Raw genomic sequence first — 25,726 nt, 5'->3', positions numbered from 1 at the left:
CTCCCATTTTTTACGAATAGATAAGTATGATTGATTTTTATTTTTTTCTTGTCGGGAGCATTCTCGCTTCCTTTCTTGGTTTGGTCATTGACCGTTTTCCAGAGCAATCCATTATCAGCCCAGCCAGTCACTGCGATTCCTGTCAGACTCGCTTGCGTCCCTTAGATTTGATTCCAATCCTGTCGCAGGTTTTCAATCACTTTCGCTGTCGCTACTGCAAGGCTCCTTATCCTGTCTGGTATGCCCTTTTGGAACTAGGCTTAGGACTCATCTTTCTGCTTTACTCCTGGGAATTACTTTCCTTGAGTCAAGTCATCCTAATCACTGCGGGTTTGACCTTGGGCATCTACGACTTTCGTCATCAGGAATACCCCTTACTGGTCTGGATGACTTTCCACCTAATCCTAATGGCCGGCTCTGGCTGGAATCTAGTCATGGTCTTCTTCCTTGCTCTTGGAATTGTGGCTCATTTTATCGATATCCGCATGGGCGCAGGGGATTTTCTCTTTTTAGCTTCTTGTGCTCTCGTCTTTAGCATAACGGAGTTACTGATCTTGATTCAGTTTGCTTCTGCGACAGGGATTCTAGCCTTTCTCCTGCAAAAGAAAAAGGAAAGACTTCCTTTCGTGCCTTTCCTCTTGCTTGCTGCTTGCGTGATTATTTTTGGTAAGCTACTGCTTGTTTGATAAAGTCCTGAATCGGCTCTCCTTCATGGAGAGCTTTTACAATTTTCGAACCAACGATAACACCATCTGATACCGCATTGAAGCGTTCTACGTCAGCTTGACTAGATACACCAAAACCTGTCAAGACTGGAATGTCGGCTACTTGATGCAATTGTGCCAAGTGCTTGTCCAAATCTGCGCGGTAATTGCCAGATTTCCCTGTCACCCCATTGATAGCAACGGCATAGACAAAACCTTCTGCCCCTTTAATCAATTCTTTCTGACGCTCAATCCCTGTTGTCAAACTAACTAGGGGAATCAAAGCGATATCTGTACCCACCAAAAATGGCTCTACAAAGTTGGCATGTTCATGAGGCAGGTCTGGAATAATCAAGCCCTTAACCGCTGTATCTGCCAAATATTTGACAAAGTTCTCCACACCGTACTGAAAGAGGGGGTTAAAGTAAGTCATGATGACAAGTGGTACTTCTGTTTCAATGGTTTTCAAGGTTTCAACCAAAGCCTGGGTAGAAGTTCCGTGGGCTAGACTGCGCAAGCCTGCTTCTTCGATAACAGGTCCATCTGCAACTGGATCTGAAAAGGGAATGCCCACTTCAATGGCAGAGACACCCAAATCTTCTAAAAAGTGGATTGTTTCACTGAGACCATCCAAACCTTTATCATGGTCTCCAGCCATGATATAGGGAACAAAAATTCCCTTTCCAGCTGCTTTTATAGCATTCAATTTTTCTGTTAATGTCTTAGGCATGAGCTTCTCCCTTCTTTGCTGCGTCTGCTTCCAAGCGGTCTTTGACTTGAACCACATCCTTGTCCCCACGACCTGATAGACAGACAATCATAGACTTGTCTGGTCCAAGTTCTTTGGCCAATTTCACCGCAAAGGCGATAGCATGGCTAGATTCCAAGGCTGGGATAATCCCTTCCACACGAGACAAGAGTTGGAATCCTTCCAAGGCTTCTTCGTCCGTCACAGGAACATAGCTGGCACGTTTAATATCGTGGTAGTGAGAATGTTCTGGACCGATACCAGGATAGTCCAAACCTGCTGAGATAGAGAAGGCTTCAAGAATTTGACCATGGGCATCTTGGAGCACATCCATGAGGGAACCGTGAAGGACACCTGGATGACCCTTAGTCAAGGTAGCTGCGTGGTGCTCTGTATCCACACCAAGCCCTGCTGCTTCAGCTCCATACATAGCTACAGACTCATCTTCTACAAAGGGATGGAAGAGCCCGATGGCATTCGATCCACCACCAACACAGGCTACTAGGGCATCTGGCAGATCTTGGCCTGTCAAGTCACGATACTGTTGTTTAGCCTCTCGACCAATGACACTTTGGAAGTCACGAACGATTTCTGGGAATGGATGAGGGCCCAAGGCGGAACCAAGGATATAGTGTGTATCATCGATATTTGCTACCCATGAACGAAGGGCTGCATTAACCGCATCCTTGAGCACGCGCGAACCATCTGTCACTGACTCAACCTTTGCTCCCAAAAGCTCCATACGGAAGACATTGAGGGCTTGGCGTTTAACATCCTCTTCACCCATATAGATGGTACATTCCATGTTAAAGAGGGCTGCAGCAGTTGCAGTTGCCACACCGTGCTGACCAGCACCTGTTTCTGCGATAATTTTCTTTTTACCCATGCGTTTAGCAAGCAAAACTTGTCCCAAGGCATTATTAATCTTGTGAGCCCCTGTATGATTCAGGTCTTCACGTTTAAGATAAATCTTGGCTCCGCCGATATGCTGGGTCAAATTTTTTGCGTAGTAAAGGGGAGTTTCACGTCCCACATACTGGCGCAAGAGTTGGTTTAATTCCTCTTGGAAACTTGGATCTGCCTGACTTTCACGGTAGGCCTTCTCCAACTCCAAAACTGCTGTCATCAATGTTTCTGGGACGAAACGTCCTCCGAATTTTCCGTAAAATCCATCTTTATTTGGTTCCTGATATGCCATGCTTTACCCTCTCTATAAATCTTCTAATCTTTTCATGATCTTTTTGTCCATCTGTCTCCACTCCGCTCGATACATCTACTGCATAGGGAGTAAAGTGTTGAATTGCTTGTACTACATTATCTTCCTTAAGCCCACCTGCGATAAAGAAGGGCTGAGTTAATCCAGCCGTATCCAGTTGACCCCAGTCAAAGGTCTGGCCACTTCCTGCCACAGGGGCATCAAAGAGTAGATAGTCTGCCTGAGAATTGGGCACATGACCCGCTCCATCTACATGCACAGCCTGAATGCTAGCACAAGGCAAATCCTCAAACAAATCATCCGCCACCTGACTGTGAATCTGTACCAAGTCCAAGCCAACTTTATCAATCGCTTCTAACAGTTCTACCCGACTTGGTGAAACAAATACGCCAACCTTTTTTACATCTACAGGGATAAGCTTTGCCAGCTCAGCAGCCTGATCCAAGGTCACTTGTCTTTTACTAGGTGCAAAGACAAAACCGATGTAGTCCGCTCCTGCTGAAACGGCTGTTTCCACCGCTTCCTTGGTCGATAGTCCACAAATTTTAACCTTTGTCAATCTGCAACTCCTTGATTCTCTGGGCCACATCTTCTGCCTGCATAAGAGCTGTCCCTACCAAAATGCCGTTAAAGTATGGTGCTACTCGTTCCGCATCCTGTCCTGTGAAAATAGCTGATTCAGAAATATACAAGCAGTCATCTTTGAAGTGTTTAGCCAAGTCTACACTGGTCTGCAAATCGACTTCAAAGGTGGTCAAGTTGCGGTTATTGACTCCGATAATCTGAGCACCGAGTCTGTGAGCTACCTCTAGTTCAGCTAGATTATGGGTTTCCACCAAGACTTCCAGACCAAGCTCTGTCGCGTAGTCGTAAAGTTCCTTGAGACGTTCTTCTGACAAGGCAGCCACAATGAGTAAGATGACTGTTGCACCTGCATTGCGAGCTCGAATGATTTGCTTTTCATCGATGATAAAGTCCTTGTTGAGCGTTGGAATCTGTACCTGACTGGAAATCTCCCGTAGATAATCCAAATGTCCTTTAAAGAAAACTTCATCTGTCAGAACAGAAATCATCATTGCTCCGTTCGCTTCATAAGTCTGGGCCTGTTGTACAATATCCACATCGAGATTGATATCTCCCAGACTAGGGCTAGCCTTCTTGACCTCAGCGATTACCTGCAAGCGGTCCTGATGATTCTTCAAAAAGTCTGCCAAGCGATAGGTCTGGCGCAGGGGCTGGATTTCCTCCAGCTTCATCTGCTCCACCTCACGCGCCTTCTGCTCTAAAATTCGTGCTAAAAATTCCTGACTCATTTTTGGTACTCCTGTAACAGTCTGAGTTTTTCAAGAGCCTTGCCACTAGCAATGACTTGACGGGCCAAGGCAACTCCTTCCTTGATATTATCTACTTTACCATTAGCATAGAAACCAAGACCAGCATTTAAAACTGTAGTTTCCAAGAATGGACTTGGTTCATTTTTAAGAACGCTGAGCAAAATTTCTGCATTTTCCTGAGCATTTCCTCCACGAATATCTTCGATAGCGTAGCCTTCCATACCCAAATCCTCTGGAGTAAAGCTTGACAAGGTGATTTCGCCATTTTCAAGAAGAGCAATCTTGGTTGTTCCATTCAAACCAGCTTCATCCAGTCCTTCTGGCCCAGCAACCACGATGGCACGTTTGCGACCCATATTTTTCAAAACCTGAGCTGTACTTTCTAGAAGTTCGGGACGACTAATTCCAAGAAGCTGTGTTTCCAAGGCCATTGGGTGAATCAGGGGACCAGTCAAGTTCATAATGGTTGGAATTCCCAATTCCAAACGAGCTGGCATGATGTATTTCATAGCTGGATGCATATTTTTGGCAAAGAGAAAGACGATGCCAGTCTTATCAAAGACCTTACCTAGTTCAGCCGGTTTGAGGTCTAGGTTGATGCCCAAGGCTTCGAGAACATCTGCAGAACCAGATTTAGAAGAAATCGAGCGGTTACCGTGTTTGGCCATATGAACACCGCCACCAGCCAAGACAAAGGCTGCAGTTGTGGAAATGTTAAAGCTGAAAGACTTGTCCCCACCTGTACCACAGTTGTCCATGGCATCATGAATTTCAGTTGGAATGTGTTGGGCATGGCCTCTCATGACTTGAGCAATGGCTGTGCGTTCTTCAGGTGTTTCCCCCTTCATCTTAAGAGCCAAGAGAAGAGAAGCAATCTGCGCTTCAGTTACACGCCCAGTTACGATACGCTCAATGACATCCGTCATTTCCACACCTGATAAATTTTCAAATTTTGCTAATTTTTCAATAATCTCTTTCATCCTAGTTTCCTCACTTTACAACCTTCTCGATAAAATTTCGAATAGAAGACAAGCCGTCTGGCGTTCCAATACTCTCTGGATGGTACTGGAAGCCATAAATTGGAAATGTTTTATGTTGAATCCCCATGATGGCTTGGTCATCAGTCGAACGAGCTGTCACTTCAAAGTCTTCTGGCATTTCTTCAATTAAAATACTGTGGTAACGCATGACCGCACGGCCATCCTCGATACCTTGATACAAAACAGATGGCGCTTCAAAGTTGATATTGCTCTGTTTCCCATGCATGACTTTTGGAGCCAAACCTAACTTACCACCAAAGACTTCTGCAATGGCTTGGTGGCCCAAACAAATCCCTAAAATCGGCTTCTTGCCAGCAAAATCACGAATCATGTCTTCCATCTTACCAGCATCAACTGGCCAACCAGGACCTGGAGAAAAGACCAGACCGTCTGCTTTTTCAGCTTCTTCATACAGCTTAGGATCATCATTTCTCAAGACCTGAACTTCTGCGAAATTTCCAATGTATTGAGCCAAGTTATAGGTAAAAGAATCATAGTTGTCAATCAATAAAATCATGGTCTTAGTTCTCCAATTCTAGTCATAGATTTTGCTTTGTTAATGGTTTCTTGGTATTCATTTTGGGCTACAGAGTCGTAAACAATCCCTGCCCCAGCCTGCACATAGGCTGTTTGATTTTTGAGAATCATGGTTCGGATGGCAATAGCGAAATCCATATCACCTGTCGCAGACAAGTAGCCGATTGCTCCGGCGTATACGCCCCGTTTTTCTGTTTCCAGTTCATAGATACGTCTCATAGCTCGAATCTTTGGTGCTCCAGAAACTGTTCCAGCAGGAAGTGTTGATTTCAAGGCATCCATAGCAGTGAGTTCTGGAAGCAAACGCCCCTTGACAACACTGGTCAAATGCATGACGTAGCGGAAGAGCTCTACTTCCATATACTTGGTAACTTGGACACTTGCTGTTTCAGCGATGCGACCAATATCATTACGACCTAAGTCTACCAACATTCGATGCTCTGCTGTTTCCTTTTCATCAGAAAGCAGGTCTGTCGCCAAAGCCTTGTCCTCTTCATCCGTTGCTCCTCTTGGTCGTGTACCCGCAATCGGATTGGTTGTCACGATGCCATTTTTAACTGAAACTAAACTTTCTGGACTGGCACCGATGATTTGATAATCACCAAAGTCATAGAAATAAAGGTAATTAGAAGGATTAGTCACACGGAGATTTCTATAGAAGTCAAAAGGATTTCCAGTAACTTCTGCTGAGAAGCGTTGACTGAGCACGCACTGGAACATATCGCCATTACGAATCAAGTCGCGAGCCGTTTCTACCATTTCCTCAAACTTCTGAGGAGCGATATGGGGTTTGAAGTCAAGCGATGATAAGTCCAAATCTTCAAATTCATTTGGAGCAGGTATGCGTAATTCTTCAAGCACTTGGTTCAAGGCTTTTTCCAAGTCTTCTTGACTGCGCTCGCTATAAAGAGCATCCTCGATGACATGGATTTTTTCCTTCTTGTGGTCGAAGACCATGTAACTCTCATAGACAAAGAAATGCATGTCTGGCGTCCCAATTGTATCTTCAGGAATTTGACCAATTTCTTCATAAAGCGAAATCATATCATAACCCACAAATCCAATAGCTCCTCCACCAAAAGGTAGATCTGAATGGTGTTGGCTCTTATGAGTTACTTCATAAAGGAAATCCAAGGGATCACGATCAATCACTTGCCCATTTTGATAAAGGACTCCATTTTCAAACTTAATCTCAAAAACTGGATTATAGGCTAAGATCGAAAAACGAGCTGTTTCCTTGTCTCTCGGAATACTCTCTAAGATAACCTTGTGTTGCCCCTTTAGACGCATATAAGCCAAGATTGGTGATAAGACATCTCCATGAATGATTCGTTCCATTGTAATTTCCCTTTCAGTTCCTTATTTTTAATTTTTTATCTTTTTTCTATTTCCCTTAAATAGTGCGGACGGGGGGTAAAATTATCCAGTGGATAATTTTAGAAATCCATGAAATGAAAGACCTAATTTTTGAGCTCCTCGCTCATTCATTTCTAGGCTCAGGCTAAAATAGTTCCCCGAACTATTTTACTCTCAAAAATTCCGTCCTAGAGAAGCATCTTTGCTTCTCTAGGATACCACTATGGCGGGAAACATCTTTAGAAACTCACTTCGTTCGTAAATATTTTATAGAAATCTATCTATTGATGAAGCATAATTTAAAACTGATGACCATATCTACGATAAATATATAAAAATCCCCACGCAAAATAACTTGCGTGAGGACGAAATTCGCGGTGCCACCTCAATTATAGGATTTCTCCTATCTCTCATGCCTGTCTCAGAAACCTCCTGTAACAGGCTGTGCGATAAAGGGCACTCCCTTGAGAATTATGTTTTCTTCTCTCGTTTCAGATGGACCCAACCTTACAGCTTTCTCTGCTTGTTTCCAGCAACCACAAGCTCTCTGTGAGAGAAAAGACTGTAATTTTTCCATCTTTTATTTTTTAGCTTCTAGGTAGTCTGCAATCGCAGCTACGTCCTTGTCTCCACGCCCAGAGACATTGATGATGATAATGTCGTCTTTACTTAGTTTCGGTGCACGTTTAACTGCTTCTGCGATAGCGTGCGAACTTTCAATCGCTGGGATAATTCCTTCAGTCTTGCTGAGAAGGAGCAGGGCTTGAACAGCTTCTTCATCCGTCGCAGCCACATATTCCACGCGACCTGAATCTTTGAAGTAGGCGTGTTCTGGGCCAACTCCTGGATAGTCCAATCCAGCTGAGATAGAGTAAACTGGAGCTAGCTCTCCGTCTTCCTTAAAGACTGCATAGGTCTTCATGCCGTCGACAATTCCGATACTACCTTTTGTCATGGTAGCTGCGTGCTTGTCTGTGTCAAGTCCGTGACCAGCAGCTTCAACCCCAACCAATTTAACTTCTTCATCAGCCACATACTGAGAAAATGCACCAATAGCATTAGAACCACCACCTACACAGGCAATAACGTAGTCTGGTAAACGACCTTCTTTTTCTAAGATTTGACGGCGAGATTCTTCACTGATGACCTTTTGGAACTCGTGGACAATTGTAGGATAAGGGTGAGGACCTACAGCAGATCCCAGAACATAGAAGGCTTCAAGGTCATTCATCCATGCTCCAAAGGCTGCATCAACAGCATCTTTGAGGGTACGAGTCCCTGTTTCAACTGCGTGAACAGTTGCTCCCATCATCTCCATACGGAAAACGTTGAGACGTTGACGCTCCACATCCTCTGCCCCCATGTAGACATCACAGGCCATACCAAACTTGGCTGCAGCCGCTGCTGTCGCAACACCGTGCTGACCAGCTCCTGTTTCCGCAATCACTCGTTTTTTGCCCATGCGTTTAGCCAAAAGAATTTGTCCTAAAACGTTGTTGAGTTTGTGAGAACCAAGGTGGTTAAGGTCTTCGCGCTTGAGATAAATCTTAGCGCCACCTAGATGGTCAGTCAAACTTTCCGCAAAATAGAGCGGTGTTTCGCGACCTGAATAGTCCTTCAAGTAGTGGCGAAATTCTGCCAAAAACTCTGGATCATCCTTATACTTGTCAAATGTCACTTCCAACTCATCCAACAAATCCTGAATCGGCTCCGGTACAAAACTACCACCAAATTGTCCAAAATAACCTTTAGTTGTCATAAAATTTTCCTCTTTCTGTATTTATTCGACTTTTTGTTTGCTTTTAGTAGTAGGCAAGGAGCTGCAGATAGAACTCAAGTTCATCAAAGCGACTTAACGCCCTAATAAAAGATAAACAAAATGACGGATAGAAAAAAGCCCACACACAGAATCTACTTCCATGTGAGGGCGTTGGTAACGCGGTGCCACCTCAATTATAAAGGGACTATTCCCCTTTACATCTCTACCTTGTCTAACAACAAGTTGCACTGTAAGGTGTGCGCACCGAATTTTCATTGTTTCAAATTCATTTTTAAAATCAGCCCACTTTCACTACTTCCAACCACCTGTTCACAATCACCACAGGCTCCCTGAAGATCAAAAATAGTTACTTTTCTGATTTATTGAACTTATTTTAATACTTTGTTTTTCCTTTGTCAAGACTTTTTTACAATTTTTTTGATGAAGCTAGTACTTTTTCAGAAACTGTTTTGAAAGTCTCAATGATATAGTCCACTTCTTCATCGCTTAATTTAGTATGAAGAGGGAGCGTAATTTCATTTTCAAAAAAGGCATAGGCCTTAGGATAGTTCGCCATATCAAAACCAAGATTCTTATAGGCTGTCAAGAGCGGAAGTGGTTTGTAGTGAACGTTACTTGCAATTCCTGCTTTAGCTAATTCTTGGATGATAAGATTGCGTTCTTCTAAGCTTGCTCCTTCTACATGGGTAATGTAGAGGTGACGTGAAGATTCGACAGTTTCAGTCTTGTGTGCTAAAGGATGGATGCGAGAACCTGCAAAACCACGATCATAGCGGTCCACGATCTCCTTACGACGTTGCAACAAACCAGAGTAACGATCCAATTGTACCAAACCAAGTGACGCCATGATATCAGTCATATTGCACTTGTAGGCTGGTGTGACGATATCGTATTCCCATGAACCCAGTTGCATCTTGGCAAGAGCATCCTTAGTTTGCCCGTGAAGAGAAAGGATTTGGAATTCCTTGTACATCTCTTCGTCGTCAATCGCTGGATTAGCTTTCCAAGTGGCACTTCCACCCTCAGCAGTTGTAAAATTCTTAACGGCATGGAATGAGAAGGAAGTAAAGTCAGCGATAGAACCAGCTGGTTGTCCTTTATATGTAGATCCCAAAGCATGGGCACTATCAGAAACAATCACAATACGGTTAAATGCTTTTTGCCACTTGCTTGACGCAGTAAAGAGGTCACGTTTCTTTTCCACTACTTGGAACAAACGGTCATAGTCGCAAACAATCCCTGCAAGTTCTACTGGAATGATTACCTTGGTATTTTCAGTGATAGCTTGCTCCAGCAAATCATAGTCCATCTCAAACGTATCTGCTTGGATATCCACCATGACAGGGGTAGCTCCTACGTGAGCGATGACACTACATGAAGCTGTATAGGTCATGGCTGGAACGATGACTTCATCACCAGGCCCAACTTCCAAAACGCGTAAAATCAACTCAAGAGCGGCAGTCTCAGAGTTTAGGCAGACAGTCTTAGGAGTCTGTGTGTATTGAGACAAGCGACGCTCCAATTCTTTGGTCTTAGGACCAGTTGTGATCCAACCAGAACGAAGAGTATCCGCTACTTCAGCAATTTCTGCTTCCGTAATATCGGGTGGTGAAAATGGAATATTGTAATTTGGCATTGATTTGCTCCTTTTATCTGTACTCATTTTCTCATGACTACTTTATTTTAGCACTTCAAACACGGTTTGAAACATGATTTTGATGTCTCCAAAGAAACTAAATTCTCGGAGATAGGCGAGGTTATAGCGCATCTTTTCAGGAAGGACGTGGTCTACATAGGCTTGGTCAACTGACAGGCCTTTTTCGGTCATTTGACTGATAATAGTGTCCTCATCCTTGTAGTTGATGCTGGCTGGAGAGGTAATCCCTGCTGGCAAAAGCAAGGTTGCCATCATTTCAGGGCTATACTGCTCTGTGTAGCGTGGCACTTCAGGTCGTGTACCGACAAAGGACATTTCGCCTTTAAGGACATTGACCAGCTGAGGCAGTTCGTCCAAACGCACACGGCGGATAAAATTGCCAACCTTGGTAATGCGGCTATCGTTAGCAGAAGTCACCAGACTACCTTTTTTATCTGCATCCGTCACCATGGTACGGAACTTCCAAATCTTGAACCGACGGTTGTACTGGGTCACGCGCTCTTGCTTGTAAATCACTGGCCCATTGCTATCCAACTTGATCCAAATGCTCAAGATGAGAAAGATTGGAGAGGCCAGAACCAGTAAGACCAAGGCTAGAACCCAGTCCAAGCAACGCTTGAAAATCAGCGAACCCTTCCTTTTAGAGACAAGCTGGTAGTAAGACTCAACCTCGCTTGATTTCATTTCCACGGGCAAGTCTTCCCATTTCAGCATGCTGTTTCTCCTTTGTTTTTATTATACTATTTGTCAACATTTTTCATTATACCACAAAATGGAAAAGGCGGTGAAAGAAATCTGTAATTTGAAGGATTTCCTTCTTACGGTCAATGAAAATCAAAGAGTATTAGGACATGGCCCCGGCCTGCAAACTATACATCTTGTGATAGGTTCCTCCCAGAGCCAAGAGTTCCTCATGGGTTCCACTCTCGATGATGCGCCCCTTGTCCAAAACATAGATACAGTTGGCGTCTTGGATGGTCGAAAGACGGTGAGCGATGGCAATGGTTGTCCGTCCCTGTCTCATCTTAGCCAGAGAAGCTTGAACCAAACTTTCTGTTTCAGAGTCAATATTGGCTGTCGCTTCATCCAAAATCAGGATTTTAGGCTGACTGGCGACTGTTCTGGCAAAGGCAAGAAGCTGACGCTGACCAGTAGAGAAGCTCGACCCACGCTCAGAAACAGGGGAATCATAACCCTGAGGAAGTTCTTGAATAAAGGAATCTGCATCCACGAAAGCAGCTGCATTCTGGACCTCTTCGTCACTGATTTTTTGGTACATGGCGATATTGGACTTAATGGTTCCATGATAGAGGAAGGGATCCTGCAAGACCAGACCTATGTTTTTTCTCAACTCTTCCTGACTGTAGTCCCTAATATCCACATCATCCAAGAGAACTCGCCCTGACTGAAATTCATAAAAGCGCATGAGGACATTGATAATCGAAGATTTCCCTGAACCTGTATGGCCTACAAATGCAATGGTTTCACCCTTATTAACAGAGAAAGAAATGTCATCAAGAATCGGATGTTTGCCATCATAAGAGAAACATACATGTTCAAACCGAATATTACCTTCTGTAATCTTTGCTTGGCTATCCTTTTGAAGGGGTTCATAGGTCCTCTCGTCAATCAAAGCAAAGACACGACCTGCAGAAACCATAGAAGTTTGAAGGGTTGAAAAGTTTTGCGTCACTTCAATCAAGGGGTCAAAGAGACGATTGATATACTGGATAAAGGCATACATGGTTCCAGCTGTTATTCCCAGATAAAGTCCACGGTAGCCAAAATAAGCCATTAAAACTGCATATCCTAGGAGTTTCAGCAAACTCATGGCAGGGCGCAAAAAGAGGGCATCCAAGGCTACAGAACGGTTGGCATAGACCAAGTGTTCTTGGTTGATTTCATCAAACTCTGACTGTAGGCGCTTCTCTTGATTAAAGGCCTGGATAATCCTGATTCCTTCGATGTTTTCGGCCAGCTTACTATTGATATCTGACAAGAGACTTCTGGTTTTTTCGATAATCTTGACGGATTTTTTCCGATAGAGATTGACCAAAAGGAAAATCAAGGGGAGAAAGAGCAAGACTAATGCAGTCAAACGAAAATCCAACACCAACATGGTATAAAGAGTTGTCAGAAAGATGAAAACTGCTGAGATAAAGCTAGATAAAATCCCTGAAAACATATCACTGATGGTCTCGGTATCATTTGTCAAACGAGAGACGATAGAGCCTGCTGGCGTCTTGTCAAAGTAAGACATACTCAGTTTTTCCATATTGGCAAAGGCATCGCTACGAATATCCCTAACAATACTGTAAGACACGCGCGCAAAGAGAAGATTGCCGACATACTGGACCAGAGTTTGTAGGATATAAAGGCCATAGTAGACCAGCAAAACGGTCACAGCGAGTTGGTTGAGATTGCTGAGATACTGGTCAATAAAGTGGGAAGCCACAAGGGGAATGACACTTTTAATGACCGTCGTCGCTAGTAGAAAACTAAGTGCCAAAAAAGTCAGGAGCCCATAAGGCTTGAGATAAGACATCAAGCGCTTCAATACAGTCCATTGTTCTTGTTTATTCTGCATCTTCTTCTCCTTTCATTTCCAGCTGCTGAGACTGGTAGGTTTGAGCATACCAGCCATCCAAAGCTAGCAAGTCTTCGTGCCTGCCTCGTTCGATGATTTGACCATTTTGCAGGACTAAAATCAAATCTGCATGAACAACCGCACTGAGGCGATGGGCTGTGATAATGGTTGTTTTGTCCTTTCGCGTCTCCTTGAGGTTATCGATAATCGCATACTCCGTCTTGGCATCCACAGCTGACAAAGAATCATCTAAAATCAAGATATCAGGGTCTAAAATCATAGCCCGACTCATGGCCAGACGCTGCTTTTGACCTCCAGAAAGACTGACTCCCTTTTCACCAATCAACGTATCAAATCCCTGAGGCATGTCTACAATGTCTTGGTAAACTTGGGCTAGCTTAGTCGCTTCCTCAACCGCTGAAAGTGGTAAATCAGGATTCCCAAAGCGTATATTGTCTAAGATTGAAGTCGCAAAGAGGAACTGGTCCTGAGGGACGTAGCCCATGAGACTGCGAAGTTCTGTCAAACGATAATCGCGAATATCATGACCGTTTAGGTAAATGGCTCCCTTATCCACATCGTACTCACGCAAGAGAAGCTTGATCAAGGACGTTTTTCCAGAACCTGTCTGCCCAACCAAGCCCAGAGTTTGCCCTTTTTCCAAACTAAAGTGAACATTTGTCAGTGTTTCCTCATTTTCAAAGGCAAAGCTATCAATGGCATACTGCAAGCGCCCATTTTCAATACTGTCTAGAGGAAACTCAGGGTCTTGTACAGGTGATTCCTGAGACAAAAGATTCTCAATCCGCTGGTAAGAAACCTTTCCTCGCTGAGTGATATTAAAGAGGAAACCGATAGCCATAAGAGGCCAGACCAGCATATCCAAATAGCTGATGAAGGTAATCAGATTCCCAACTGTGATTTGCCCCTCCTGAACCATCAAGGAGCCGACTAAAAGGGTTAAAACATAGGAGGAGCCAACAAATAAGAGAACCATGGGATCAAAGAGACTATCGTATTTCATGGTTTGGAGATTCTTTTGGAATGTCAATTCATTGACTGCCTGAAAGGACTTCAACTCGTCCGCCTGATAACCGAAAGATTTGGTCACTTTAATACCTGATACGGACTCCTGTACCTTATTATTAAGTTCAGAAAAGGCAGCCTGCGATTCGCCAAAGGCCTTGTGGGTCTTTCTCCCTAGACGACTGGTGGCATAAGCCATGAAAGGCAGGGGAAGAATGGCAACCAAGGTCATCTGCCATGAAATGCTAAAGAGCATGGTCAACAAGGTCACTAAAGCTGTGATTGAGGCATCCACCGCTGACATAACCCCTCCCCCTGCGAGACGGGTTAAGGCATTGATATCGTTGGTTGCGTGTGCCATCAGATTCCCCGTCCGATAGGTTTGATAAAAGGCTGGAGACATTTTTGTGAAATGCTCAAACAAGCGAGACCGCATAATCTGCCCCAGACGGTAGGAAGTCCCAAGGATATACATCCGCCAAACATAGCGCAGATAGTACATCCCAAAGGCCGCAAGAAGCAAATAAAATAGGTCAAGAAGGAGGTCCTGCTGGGTTAATTGTCCCGATGTGATAGCATCAATAACCCGCCCCATAACCATGGGGGGAATGAGATTAAGGACGGAAACCAAGACCAGGGCCACAATTCCGACTAGATAACGGCGTTTTTCTAACTTGAAAAACCACCAAAGTTTTTGAATAATGGACATAAAATCCCTTTCTGATTACAAATAGAAACCTGAGGCCAAGACCCCAGGTTTTTCTTATTCATAGGTTACGACTGTAACGGCACCCTTGTCATACTCAGCGATAAAGATATTAGCTACATTGTCATGTCCTTGCTTGTTGAGGTTATCAAGCAACCACTCTTCGCTACGACCAATCGATTCCAAAACATCTACTTGGATCACACCGTCAGTCACAACTGGATACTTAGGATTTTCATCTCCCATTTGGACCACGATGAGTTGGCCATTTTGCTCTTGCACAGCTCGTTTAACTTGCTTCATCTGGAAAATTCCTTGGCTACGAAGTTTGAGAGCAACATCTGCCGCAGACAAACCAACTGAACGACAGGCTTCTGGGTCAATCTGCCCATTTTTGATGAGCAGAGTCGGTTTACCATCAATCAAGCGTTTGACAAAACGAACATTGTTATTGAGCCATTTGAGGGTCAAGACCAAAATCGTCCACATCATCAAAATCACTGCATACTGGAGAATACTGATAGAACTATTGTAAATCACCCCACCAATGATACCACCGAGAACATAGTTCTGAATTTGGTCTGTAGCAGAGTTAGGTGCTAGATTCCCCTTTCCTGTCACATTGATAACAAAAACAAGCGAGAAAAGACCCAAGGCCAGTTTGATTAAAATTTCCATGTAGTTGAGTGTCATTTGTTTACCTCCACCAATTCAATAGCGTCTGTTTGATGCAATTCTAATTTCTCTAAAAGATACTTGTCTGGTTGGCTCCCGTTCATGGCACGATAGAAATTTGAACCTACCTTGATAAGTGCTCCATCAGTGGCAGCTGAAGTATTGACATAAACTTCTGATTTATCCACTCCCAAGTCTTTAGAAATGACCTCTATGAAATGAAGGGAAGTTTGAAATTGATTGTTAGAGGCTTGATTGGTCTGGTATTTTGAGATTGTTACCAAAAGCATGGCTACCAAAGTCAAGGCCAAAATCATGACCAATTCACGAAACTTAGTTCCCTTTTTATCACGATAAGCCTTAAAAGCAAAAAATCCTGTGATAGCTAGGAGCACAATCCCAAAGCCAATCATGATGCCATTTTGCTGACTGATTTGGCTAAGTACATAGTCATATGAGTAAAATTTCATTTATTTTCACTCCCTTTCATAAAATCATTCTTCATTATAAACGAAAGAGAGTGATTTTTCAAGCCATACGTTGGGGAAATAGACCTTTTTTTGGTATAATAAAATCTATAATCTGAATGAAAAAGGTAACTTTATGAAACTTATCTCATGGAATATTGATTCCCTCAACGCAGCCCTAACGAGTGACTCAGCTCGTGCCAAATTATCCCAAGAAGTCCTACAAACCTTGGTCGCTGAAAATGCTGATATTATCGCTATCCAAGAAACAAAGCTTTCTGCCAAGGGGCCTACAAAGAAACATCTGGAAATTTTAGAAGAACTCTTTCCAGGCTACGAAAACACCTGGCGCTCTTCCCAAGAGCCTGCCCGTAAAGGATACGCTGGTACCATGTTCCTCTATAAGAAAGAACTCACACCCACTGTCACTTTCCCAGAAATCGGTGCCCCTTCTACCATGGACTTGGAAGGTCGCATCATCACCTTAGAATTTGATGAATTTTTCGTGACCCAAGTTTACACTCCAAACGCTGGTGATGGCCTCAAACGCTTGGAAGAACGTCAAGTCTGGGATGTCAAATATGCTGAATACTTGGCTGAACTAGACAAAGAAAAGCCAGTCCTTGCGACCGGTGACTACAACGTAGCCCACAATGAAATCGACCTTGCAAATCCTGCTAGCAACCGCCGTTCACCAGGATTTACCGACGAGGAGCGTGCTGGATTTACCAACCTTTTGGCAACTGGATTTACTGATACCTTCCGCCACATTCACGGCGATGTTCCAGAACGCTACACTTGGTGGGCACAGCGCAGCAAGACTTCTAAAATCAACAATACAGGCTGGAGAATCGACTACTGGCTGACCAGCAACCGCGTGGCTGACAAGGTAACCAAATCTGATATGATTGACTCAGGTGCTCGCCAAGACCACACACCCATTGTCATGGAGATTGAACTCTAAGGAGAAAACGAATGGACTATCAAGCTGTCATTCCTGAATTTGTAGTATCTGACATCGAAAAATCACGCCACTTCTACTGCAACCTGCTAGGATTCTCTGTCGAATACGAGCGTCCAGAGGAGAAATTTCTCTTCCTCTCGCTTGAAGACTGCCAACTTATGCTAGAAGAAGGCAGCACAGAAGAATTAGCCCAACTAACCTATCCTTTCGGGCGAGGTGTTAATATTTCCTTTGGCATTGAAGATATCCCTCATCTCCACCAAAAACTGCTGGAAGCTGACTATCCTATCCATCGTCCGCTGACCAAAAGAACATTTCGAGTGGGAGATAGCTTTATTTACCCTCACGAATTTGCAGTTTTGGATCCAGATGGCTATTTTTTAAGATTTAGCGAGTAGAATAATAAAGATTGGGAAAAAGTCTTTAAAGTTAGAAAAAGGTATATTGTCAGATCTTGAAGAATCTTGATAATATGCCTTTTATGATGAAAAAATCTTCTAAATGTTAGCCAACAACTGTGTTTTTGTCTATTTTTCTTCCAGTTGTTCGTTTTTTTTATTAAAACACTAACAAAATATTTGATTTATAAAGTTATTTAGTGTAAAATAAAAACATTGACTCAAGCCTATTTAAAATTAAATATCGTTTTACTTGTTTATGTCGTGAATTGGCACGACGTTTCTACAAGGTGCCGGAACACCTAACAATAAGTAAGTCAGAAGTAAGGTATGGTCCTTTTTGCCATGCCTATTTTGGGGACTTACTTAGAGATTAAGTAGGTCTTTTTTCTATCAGTTTTTACTTGATAGGATTCTGGAACAAGCAAATGGATTGGCTTTTAGACTTTAGGAGGTCTTATGAAATTATTAGAAGAGCGCATCCTCAAGGATGGGTATATCTTGGGTGATAACATCCTCAAGGTGGATTCCTTTTTAACCCACCAAGTTGACTTTAGCTTGATGCGAGAAATCGGTAAGGTTTTTGCGGAAAAATTTGCTTCTGCTGGCATTACCAAAGTCGTAACCATTGAAGCGTCGGGTATTGCCCCAGCCGTTTTTACAGCTGAAGCCTTAAACGTTCCCATGATTTTCGCCAAAAAAGCTAAGAACATCACTATGAACGAAGGAATCTTAACTGCCGAAGTTTACTCCTTTACCAAGCAGGTGACTAGCACCGTTTCTATCGCTGGAAAATTCCTCTCACCAGAGGACAAGGTTTTGATTATCGACGACTTCCTTGCTAATGGCCAAGCTGCCAAAGGCTTGATTCAAATCATCGAACAGGCCGGAGCCACAGTCGAAGCTATCGGTATCGTGATTGAAAAATCCTTCCAAGATGGCCGTGATTTGCTTGAAAAAGCAGGCTATCCTGTCCTATCACTCGCTCGTTTGGATCGTTTTGAAAATGGTCAAGTTATTTTTAAGGAGGCAGATCTCTAATGCAAACTCAAGAAAAACATTCACAAGCAGCCGTTCTTGGCTTGCAACACTTACTAGCTATGTACTCAGGATCCATCCTGGTTCCCATCATGATTGCGACAGCCCTTGGCTATTCAACTGAGCAGTTAACCTACCTGATTTCTACAGATATCTTCATGTGTGGGGTGGCAACCTTCCTTCAACTCCAACTCAACAAATACTTCGGAATTGGGCTACCAGTCGTTCTAGGAGTTGCCTTCCAGTCGGTAGCTCCCTTGATTATGATTGGGCAAAGTCATGGTAGTGGCGCTATGTTTGGTGCCCTTATCGCATCAGGGATTTACGTGGTTCTTGTTTCAGGCATCTTCTCAAAAGTAGCCAATCTCTTCCCATCTATCGTAACAGGATCTGTTATTACCACGATTGGTTTAACTTTGATTCCTGTCGCTATTGGAAATATGGGAAACAACGTTCCAGAGCCAACTGGTCAAAGTCTCTTGCTTGCAGCCATTACTGTTCTGATTATCCTCTTGATTAACATCTTTACCAAAGGATTTATCAAGTCTATCTCTATTTTGATTGGTCTGGTTGTTGGAACTGCCATTGCGGCTAGCATGGGCTTAGTTGACTTCTCTCCAGTTGCGGCAGCACCGCTTGTCCATGTCCCAACTCCACTCTACTTTGGGATGCCGACCTTTGAAATCTCATCTATTATCATGATGTGTATCATCGCAACGGTGTCTATGGTTGAATCTACTGGTGTTTACCTAGCCTTGTCTGATATCACGAAAGACCCAATCGACAGCACGCGCCTGCGCAACGGTTACCGCGCAGAAGGTTTGGCCGTACTTCTCGGAGGAATCTTTAACACCTTCCCTTACACAGGATTTTCACAAAACGTTGGTTTGGTTAAATTGTCAGGCATCAAGAAACGCCTGCCAATCTACTACGCAGCTGGTTTCCTCGTTCTCCTTGGACTCCTTCCTAAGTTTGGTGCCCTTGCTCAAATCATTCCGAGCCCTGTCCTCGGTGGTGCCATGCTGGTGATGTTTGGATTTGTATCGATTCAAGGGATGCAAATCCTCGCTCGTGTTGACTTTGCTAACAATGAACATAACTTCCTTATCGCAGCAGTCTCCATCGCTGCAGGTGTCGGACTCAACAACAGTAATCTCTTTGTCAGCATGCCTACAGCCTTCCAAATGTTCTTCTCAAACGGAATCGTTGTAGCCAGCCTACTTGCCATTGTCCTCAATGCCGTATTAAATCATAAAAAGAAATAAGAAAAAGAGGTGTGAACCTCTTTTTTGTTTACAAATATAATCAATCCCAATTCCCATCTAATATTTCTTTAATAAACTTCTTAGGCATCCAAAAGGAGTGTTTTGTAATCCTACGTCCATCTGGAAGTTCATCCGTATCAGATAATGAACCTTTCCCAACAAATTTTCCTTTGTCAATTTCATAATAAGTATTAGTAGCATGTAATTTCGTAAATAGAATTTTGTTTATCTTACTTTGAGGGAAATTAGTTGAAACTTTATTACCGTTTTGAGTTAATTTAACTCCGTCAGAAATAATTTGTCTAGTTTCCTGCCACACTCTTTGGATTTCTTCTAATTGTCTATCCTGAAATCCCCAAAACTTGATAGAATCTAATACAAATAGCTTAGGTTCAATTTCCTTAAAAATAACGAAGAGGAATCGTTTATTATAAATTTCATTATAAACATGTGATGATACCCAACTATCTGTTGCTGCTAATTCTTTAAAACAATAAGTTTTAAATGGAGAGTCTTCCTTAGGTAAATTATTCTTATCTACTCGAATAACTCTCAAATTCATGTTTGCTTTTTGAAATTCTTTGGTCTTATCTAAATCTCCTGTTAAGCCTAAAATTTTTCTAATCAGAGTACTATTCTTACCTTTTGCTTTCGGATTCACTTCAAATCTATCATATAACTCTTGTTCAGAAAAACCTTTATAGGAGAGAATCTTCTCTGCAATGACCTCAGTAAATGATTTTTTCTCACCCCTAAAATTAGCTAGAACACTTTCTTGATCTGATTGGTTAAATATTTTATGATTAATCAGATAGGTCATATAACTTGATTTTATTTCCCAAGCTCTTTGTTTTGCTAATTCATGACTAAATGGTTGCTGTCTTAAATCCTTTCCTTTACCTGCTCCTTTTGTACAAGTTGATAAATAGTTTCCATCTGATTCTGATAATTCATGCGCCCTTCCATTTTTGATTTTATCTGTAATTTTCTGATAGTCTTCAAGGATGACCGCCATATCCTCCTCAAACCATTCATATAAAAATATTTTTTCAATGACATAGTCCTTCATTGTTTGATTGGGAATTAAGCCATTGTAAAACAATAACAAAATCTTTGCACATTTTTTCCATAAATGAGTGGAGTAAAAATCCTCTAAATTTTCCTCCATATAGTTTAGTATTGTTAATACAAGTCGTTCCTTTGCACTAAGTGTCCCATTTTTGTTTATCTTAAAAGGAGTAACTTTTAATTCTACACCTATTTTTTCAAAGTCAGCTTCCGAGTCACTATTTGGCTGATAACCATAGAAATATTTTTCAATATAATTTCCATACTGCCCTTTTGACTTCATACTAATTGCTTTATCTTGTACCTCAGAGACTACTCTATCATTATAATCGTCATATGATTTATAGAGTGAACGATTATACTCTTCCATAACATCGGAAAATTTTCTATTTAATAGTTTGTGAGAATATTCAATAACACTATCGATATCTTCATCGTTATAGTTAAATAAGTTTTGATCCATTTTCTTCTCCTATCTTTTATATTATATCAAATTAAACTAAAGCAAACATTAATACTTGATCAATCATTGAAAATAGTATATAATGGATTAAACTGTAAAAAAATGAAGGAGAAAAGATGAAAGTTCTCGAACTATTTGCTGGAGTTGGCGGTTTTCGGATAGGATTAGAAAATGCCGATAAGCAACTCTTTCAAACAAAATGGGCAAACCAATGGGAACCATCTCGTAAATCTCAAGACGCATTTGAGGTCTATGATTATCACTTCCCCAATAGCGAAAACATCAATATTAGTATCTCTGATATAACAGACGAACAATTTTCCAAAATGGATGCCGATATGATTGTCGGTGGTTTTCCTTGCCAAGATTACTCTGTTGCACGTAGCAAGAAAAATGAGAAAGGTATTGAAGGAAAAAAAGGAGTTTTATTTTGGGAGATTATTAGAGCAACGGAAATCATTAAACCCAAATACTTAATTCTAGAAAATGTAGATAGACTTTTAAAAGCACCTTCAAAACAAAGAGGACGCGATTTTGCAATCATGCTCACAGCTTTTAATAATCTCGGATATTCTGTTGAGTGGAGAGTTATTAATGCTGCTGAGTATGGCAGAAGCCAACGAAGACGTCGTGTATTCTTTTTCGTATATCGAAATGATACAGTATTTGCCAAAAAAATTGACAATCTTTACGAAAAAAATGAAGAAATATTTGAAGATAATAGGTATGATGACTATATTTTCAATCAAGGTCTATTTGCAAAACAATTTCCTATTAAACCTATAGCAGTTAAAAATCGTCATGTGTTTTATGAGTTACCAAATGATATAGTTGAAGTTTCAGATACTTTTACCGGTACTGTTTGGAATACAGGAATTATGAGACATGGAAAGTACTATTCTATTGATACAGAACCTAATTACAATGGTAATCCTATCACTCTAGGAGAAATTCTTCAAGATGAGTCTGAAGTACCTGAAAAATATTTTTTAACTGATCAGTCAAAATTGGAAAAATTTCAATATCTTAGAGGACCTAAAAAAATTGAACGAACATCTTCTGACGGACATCAATACATCTATTCAGAAGGAGGAATGTCCCCTTATGATGATTTAAACCTTCCAGGACGAACAATGCTTACATCCGAAGGAACTGTTAATCGTTCCACACATTTATTATTTGTAAACAATAAATATAGATTAATTACCCCTATTGAAGCTGAACGCCTTCAGGATTTCCCAGATGATTGGACAGCTAAAAAGAAACTATCTGATGGTTCTATTGTAGAGGTATCTGATAAAATGAGAATGTTTTTTATGGGAAATGCTTTAGTTACTGAAATTGTAAAAGAAATTGCTAAGTTTATTAAAGAAATTGATTGATTTATCTGAAACTAAAAAAGAGGTGCGAGCCTCTTTTTTGTTTTTCTATATTCTTACCTGTCTTTCTTCTGACCGCTGGCCTGTGACAAACATGGTAAAGGTTGCTTTGCAGACATTTCTGCCTTCTTGATTGGTGATATCAACATCCACTACACAGGTTGTGCGACCTTGATGGACGCATTCTCCTTTAATGGTCAGCACATCATCGAGTTTTCCTGCCTTGAGGTAGTTGATAGAAGATTGGAGCGTCACTCCGTCTAGTCCTAGCGAGATGACCACCAAACCACTAATCTGGTCGCAAAGGGTAAAGAGATAGCCACCATGGGCATTGCCATAGTAGTTGAGCGACGAGTCCACTACTTTGGTCGTCACCACAACGTGACCATCTCTCATTTGTTCAATTTCGTAATTTTCAAAGGCAGAGATAGCATCAAAATGAAAATCTTTCATCGTTTCCTCCTGATATTTCAAACGACACTATGATACTACTTTTTATAGGACTGTGCAAGGAGAAAGCTCCTAGCCTGCCAAAATCCCGACCTGCTCCACAAAGCGCATAAAGGCTGCCTGTCCTTGTTCTGTCTGCTTGTAAACCCCTGCATCCTCAAGTACACGCACAAAAATAGTACCCACAGAGTCCTTGACGATTTCAAGGGCTTTTTCTTTATCTGTTATGTCTGGATATTGGGCTCTAAGTTGGTCTGCCCATTCCTGATGATAGTCGGCAACTGTCTCCTCTTCTCCCACGAGGTAGCTGGCAACTTGCTCCACTTCTGCCTTCAAACGAGGTGGCAAAATAGCCAAGCCCATGACCTCAATCAAGCCGATATTTTCCTTCTTGATATGTTGGACATCCTTGTGGGGATGATAGATGCCATCAGGATGCTCTGACGATGTCTGATTGTCTCGCAAAACCAAGTCCAACTCAAACTGTCCATCACGTTTACGTGCAATTGGGGTGATGGTGTGATGCGGAGTCCCATCAGTCTCTGCCAAAATCTGTACTGCAGGATCTGAATACTGACGCCATTCATGCAAAATCTTGTCAGCCAAGTTAATCAAATCCTCTTTGGAATCCGAAGTCAGACGCAACACTGACATGGGCCACTTGACAATTCCAGCCTTGACCTGCTCAAAACCAGCAAATCGGAAAGACTTTTGCAGAGGAGCCAATTCCATAGGAAAAACATGACGGCCTCCTTGATAGTGGTCATGAGTCAGAATAGAACCTCCCACAATCGGCAAGTCGGCATTAGAGCCAGCAAAATATCCTGGAAACTGCTCTACAATAGCCAGTAGACGTTCAAAACTCTGACGACTAATGGCCATAGGACGATGCTGACCATCTAAGAAAATACAGTGCTCATTAAAGTAAGCATAAGGCGAATACTGGAATCCCCACTCCTGACCAGACATTTCAAAACGGATAATACGGTGGTTGCTGCGAGCTGGGTGGTTGACTCGACCATGGTAGCCCTCATTCTCTAGACAAAGCTGACACTGAGGATAATTGCTAGCTTGCACCAACTTGGCTGCAGCAATCTCTTTGGGATCCTTTTCAGGCTTAGAGAGGTTGATGGTAATTTCAAGTTCACCGTAATCAGATGGAACACGATAAGCGATATTTTTAGCAATGGCCTTGAGTTTGATGTAGTCATTCTTCTGACTGAGTTGGTAAAAATCCTCTATCGCTTGCTCAGGAGAGTGGGCATAGGTTTCCCAAAAGTCACGATTGATCTGACTCGGACAAGGAGTCACCAAGTCCATTAGTTCAGCACCAAGGATTTCACGCGCAGTCTGACTATCCTCAATCGTCTCTAATCGAACGGCTTCCTCAACCAGCTGGTCCTTGAGGTCAATCAATTTATCCAGATTGGTCTCAACTTCCAAAACACCATCTCCCACTCGTGCCAAGACATGATTGGTCAGGTAGATTCGATCCATTTCCTCATATGAACTTTCAGAAATGACATGTGTTACAAATTTATCTACTAAGGTCACCATAAAGCCTCCTTTTGACTAGTCAAGGACGCGAGTGCCACCTGCAACTTCAGCGATATAGAAACTTGGAGCGTAGCCAACTACTTCCTCGTAGCGTTTTCCAACAGCTTCCTTAAAGGCCTCAACAGCATCTTTTTGCACCAAGGCAATAGCACAGCCACCAAAACCAGCCCCTGTCATACGAGCACCGAGAACTCCTGCTTGTGCCCAAGCTGTGTGGACAAGAGTATCCAATTCCAAACCAGTTACTTCATAGTCATGCTCTAGGGAAACGTGTGACGCATTCATCAAACGACCAAATGTTTCCAAATCTCCTGCTTGAAGGGCTGCTTGAGCTTTGAGAGTACGTTGATTTTCAAGCACAGCATGGCGAGCACGTTTCAAACGATTTTCATCTTTAATTAGATAGCTGTATTGGTCAAAGGCCCACTCATCTAATTCACCCAAAGTCTGAATATCTAAGGCAACTTGCAATTCTTCCACTGCTTTTTCACACTCAGCACGACGTTCATTGTATTTAGAATCCGCCAATTCTCGGCGTTTATTGGTATTCATGATAACAACGACATTGTCCTTCAAATCAAGTGGCACCAAGTCATACTCTAAGGTGTTGGTATCTAGGTAAATAGCACGTTGGTCAGCTCCCATACCGATAGCAAACTGGTCCATGATACCAGAGTTGACTCCGATAAAGTTATTTTCTGTTTGTTTTCCGATTTTAACCAAATCGAGACGCTCTAATTTTAAATCAAAGAGATGCTCTGCCACGACCCCTGTCAAGAGTTCTAATGATGCCGAAGAAGACAAACCAGCACCATTTGGGATATTTCCATAAACATAGAAATCAAAACCTTTATCAATCACGTGCCCAGCTTCTTGCAAGAAATGAAGAACTCCTTTTGGATAATTGGTCCAGTTGTGCTCTTTTTCAAACTTGAGGTCAGCGAGAGGCACTTCGATAATGCCCTTGTCCTCAAAGTTAGCTGAGTAGAAACGTAAAACTTGGTCGTCACGCTTGCGAGCTGCACCGTAAGTTCCCAAGGAAATAGCAGCTGGAAAAACGTGCCCACCGTTGTAGTCTGTGTGTTCACCAATCAAATTGATACGACCTGGTGAGAAGAAAGTTTGGTCTGCTTCTTGACCAAAAACGGCAAGAAAGTCTTTATGAAGAGCTTCAGCAGTAAGATGTTGTGTCATATGAATTCTCCTTTGACTGTTCGTTAAGTCATCTTAACGTGTAATCGTTTTCTTCTATTGTATCCAAGGGATTTGCCAAGGTCAATCCTTTTTACTAAACTTTTACTAAACTATCAG

At 42.3% G+C, this 25,726-nt stretch carries 24 protein-coding genes, 1 riboswitch and 2 other annotated features; of the genes, 6 read left to right on the top strand and 18 right to left on the bottom strand.

Annotation, left to right across the window (positions count from 1 at the left end):
- Positions 1-26 precede the first annotated feature (26 nt).
- Complete coding sequence (locus tag FJN11_RS10350; protein ID WP_140224642.1) at positions 27-686, top strand: prepilin peptidase; 660 nt, start codon at positions 27-29, stop codon at positions 684-686.
- Here FJN11_RS10350 and trpA read toward each other — a convergent pair.
- The 14 genes from trpA to FJN11_RS10275 form a co-directional block, all read right to left on the bottom strand.
- Complete coding sequence (gene trpA / locus FJN11_RS10345; protein ID WP_140224641.1) at positions 658-1,434, bottom strand: tryptophan synthase subunit alpha; 777 nt, start codon at positions 1,432-1,434, stop codon at positions 658-660. The genes FJN11_RS10350 and trpA overlap by 29 nt on opposite strands.
- The gene (gene trpB, locus FJN11_RS10340; protein ID WP_140224640.1) at positions 1,427-2,650 is read right to left on the bottom strand and encodes a tryptophan synthase subunit beta; all 1,224 of its coding nucleotides are present in this window, start codon (positions 2,648-2,650) and stop codon (positions 1,427-1,429) included. Before trpB (FJN11_RS10340) ends, trpA begins: the two co-directional genes overlap by 8 nt.
- Positions 2,628-3,227 (bottom strand): phosphoribosylanthranilate isomerase, encoded by a 600-nt coding sequence (locus FJN11_RS10335; RefSeq protein WP_181146421.1) that lies wholly within the window; start codon positions 3,225-3,227, stop codon positions 2,628-2,630. Before FJN11_RS10335 ends, trpB (FJN11_RS10340) begins: the two co-directional genes overlap by 23 nt.
- A complete protein-coding gene (trpC, locus tag FJN11_RS10330) occupies positions 3,214-3,981 on the bottom strand; it encodes an indole-3-glycerol phosphate synthase TrpC (protein WP_140224638.1) in 768 nt (255 codons plus the stop codon). The genes FJN11_RS10335 and trpC overlap by 14 nt, the downstream gene beginning before the upstream one ends.
- Complete coding sequence (gene trpD, locus FJN11_RS10325) at positions 3,978-4,982, bottom strand: anthranilate phosphoribosyltransferase (protein ID WP_140224637.1); 1,005 nt, start codon at positions 4,980-4,982, stop codon at positions 3,978-3,980. Before trpD ends, trpC begins: the two co-directional genes overlap by 4 nt.
- 10 nt (positions 4,983-4,992) lie before the next feature.
- Entirely contained in the window at positions 4,993-5,559 is a 567-nt protein-coding gene (locus FJN11_RS10320) for an aminodeoxychorismate/anthranilate synthase component II (RefSeq protein WP_140224636.1), read from the bottom strand.
- Positions 5,556-6,917 (bottom strand): anthranilate synthase component I, encoded by a 1,362-nt coding sequence (trpE, locus tag FJN11_RS10315; RefSeq protein ID WP_140224635.1) that lies wholly within the window; start codon positions 6,915-6,917, stop codon positions 5,556-5,558. The genes FJN11_RS10320 and trpE overlap by 4 nt, the downstream gene beginning before the upstream one ends.
- Before the next feature lie 376 nt (positions 6,918-7,293).
- Positions 7,294-7,519: a binding site (T-box leader), on the bottom strand.
- Positions 7,516-8,694, bottom strand: coding sequence for a tryptophan synthase subunit beta (gene trpB / locus FJN11_RS10310; protein WP_140224634.1), 1,179 nt, complete (start codon positions 8,692-8,694; stop codon positions 7,516-7,518). Its footprint overlaps the feature before it by 4 nt.
- Positions 8,695-8,855: 161 nt before the next feature.
- Positions 8,856-9,087: a binding site (T-box leader), on the bottom strand.
- A 34-nt stretch (positions 9,088-9,121) separates the two neighbouring features.
- The gene (locus FJN11_RS10300) at positions 9,122-10,351 is read right to left on the bottom strand and encodes a DegT/DnrJ/EryC1/StrS family aminotransferase (protein WP_181146420.1); all 1,230 of its coding nucleotides are present in this window, start codon (positions 10,349-10,351) and stop codon (positions 9,122-9,124) included.
- Positions 10,352-10,393: 42 nt separating this feature from the next.
- Positions 10,394-11,086, bottom strand: coding sequence for a sugar transferase (locus FJN11_RS10295; RefSeq protein ID WP_140224631.1), 693 nt, complete (start codon positions 11,084-11,086; stop codon positions 10,394-10,396).
- A gap of 130 nt (positions 11,087-11,216) precedes the next feature.
- The gene (locus tag FJN11_RS10290; protein ID WP_140224630.1) at positions 11,217-12,959 is read right to left on the bottom strand and encodes an ABC transporter ATP-binding protein; all 1,743 of its coding nucleotides are present in this window, start codon (positions 12,957-12,959) and stop codon (positions 11,217-11,219) included.
- On the bottom strand, positions 12,949-14,694 hold the full coding sequence (locus FJN11_RS10285) for an ABC transporter ATP-binding protein (RefSeq protein WP_140224629.1): 1,746 nt from the start codon (positions 14,692-14,694) through the stop codon (positions 12,949-12,951). The genes FJN11_RS10290 and FJN11_RS10285 overlap by 11 nt, the downstream gene beginning before the upstream one ends.
- A 54-nt stretch (positions 14,695-14,748) precedes the next feature.
- Entirely contained in the window at positions 14,749-15,384 is a 636-nt protein-coding gene (locus FJN11_RS10280; protein ID WP_000174447.1) for a DUF421 domain-containing protein, read from the bottom strand.
- Positions 15,381-15,836 carry a DUF3290 family protein gene (locus FJN11_RS10275; protein WP_000675328.1) on the bottom strand — a complete coding sequence of 152 codons (456 nt, stop codon included), beginning with the start codon at positions 15,834-15,836 and terminating at the stop codon, positions 15,381-15,383. The genes FJN11_RS10280 and FJN11_RS10275 overlap by 4 nt, the downstream gene beginning before the upstream one ends.
- A gap of 133 nt (positions 15,837-15,969) precedes the next feature.
- Between FJN11_RS10275 and FJN11_RS10270 the strand changes: the two genes are divergently transcribed.
- From FJN11_RS10270 to FJN11_RS10255, 4 genes are all read left to right on the top strand, one after another.
- Positions 15,970-16,797, top strand: coding sequence for an exodeoxyribonuclease III (locus FJN11_RS10270; protein ID WP_000767454.1), 828 nt, complete (start codon positions 15,970-15,972; stop codon positions 16,795-16,797).
- A gap of 11 nt (positions 16,798-16,808) precedes the next feature.
- Entirely contained in the window at positions 16,809-17,195 is a 387-nt protein-coding gene (locus FJN11_RS10265; protein ID WP_140224628.1) for a bleomycin resistance protein, read from the top strand.
- Positions 17,196-17,428: 233 nt separating this feature from the next.
- A riboswitch (purine riboswitch) is annotated at positions 17,429-17,524 on the top strand.
- Positions 17,525-17,654: 130 nt separating this feature from the next.
- Positions 17,655-18,236: a xanthine phosphoribosyltransferase gene (locus FJN11_RS10260; RefSeq protein ID WP_140224627.1), complete on the top strand. Its 582-nt coding sequence runs from the start codon at positions 17,655-17,657 to the stop codon at positions 18,234-18,236.
- Complete coding sequence (locus FJN11_RS10255; protein ID WP_140224626.1) at positions 18,236-19,498, top strand: nucleobase:cation symporter-2 family protein; 1,263 nt, start codon at positions 18,236-18,238, stop codon at positions 19,496-19,498. Before FJN11_RS10260 ends, FJN11_RS10255 begins: the two co-directional genes overlap by 1 nt.
- Before the next feature lie 40 nt (positions 19,499-19,538).
- Here the strand turns inward: FJN11_RS10255 and FJN11_RS10250 are convergent, their stop codons facing one another.
- A complete protein-coding gene (locus FJN11_RS10250; protein ID WP_140224625.1) occupies positions 19,539-21,029 on the bottom strand; it encodes a Sau3AI family type II restriction endonuclease in 1,491 nt (496 codons plus the stop codon).
- A gap of 116 nt (positions 21,030-21,145) precedes the next feature.
- Here FJN11_RS10250 and dcm point away from each other — a divergent pair, with 116 nt between their 5' ends.
- Positions 21,146-22,411, top strand: a complete 1,266-nt coding sequence (gene dcm, locus FJN11_RS10245; protein WP_140224624.1) for a DNA (cytosine-5-)-methyltransferase — start codon at positions 21,146-21,148, stop codon at positions 22,409-22,411.
- Between the two features lie 45 nt (positions 22,412-22,456).
- On the opposite strand, the gene FJN11_RS10240 is transcribed toward dcm, so the two are convergent.
- The 3 genes from FJN11_RS10240 to FJN11_RS10230 form a co-directional block, all read right to left on the bottom strand.
- Positions 22,457-22,861: a PaaI family thioesterase gene (locus tag FJN11_RS10240; RefSeq protein ID WP_000651224.1), complete on the bottom strand. Its 405-nt coding sequence runs from the start codon at positions 22,859-22,861 to the stop codon at positions 22,457-22,459.
- Between the two features lie 69 nt (positions 22,862-22,930).
- Entirely contained in the window at positions 22,931-24,412 is a 1,482-nt protein-coding gene (locus FJN11_RS10235) for a UDP-glucose--hexose-1-phosphate uridylyltransferase (protein WP_140224671.1), read from the bottom strand.
- An 18-nt stretch (positions 24,413-24,430) separates the two neighbouring features.
- A complete protein-coding gene (locus FJN11_RS10230) occupies positions 24,431-25,609 on the bottom strand; it encodes a galactokinase (RefSeq protein WP_140224623.1) in 1,179 nt (392 codons plus the stop codon).
- Between the last annotated feature and the right edge of the window lie 117 nt (positions 25,610-25,726).

It is taken from the genome of Streptococcus symci (genome assembly GCF_006385165.1).
GTDB lineage: Bacteria > Bacillota > Bacilli > Lactobacillales > Streptococcaceae > Streptococcus > Streptococcus symci.
Note: the sequence above shows the minus strand (reverse complement) of the source record. Positions and strands in the feature narration are given on the sequence as shown.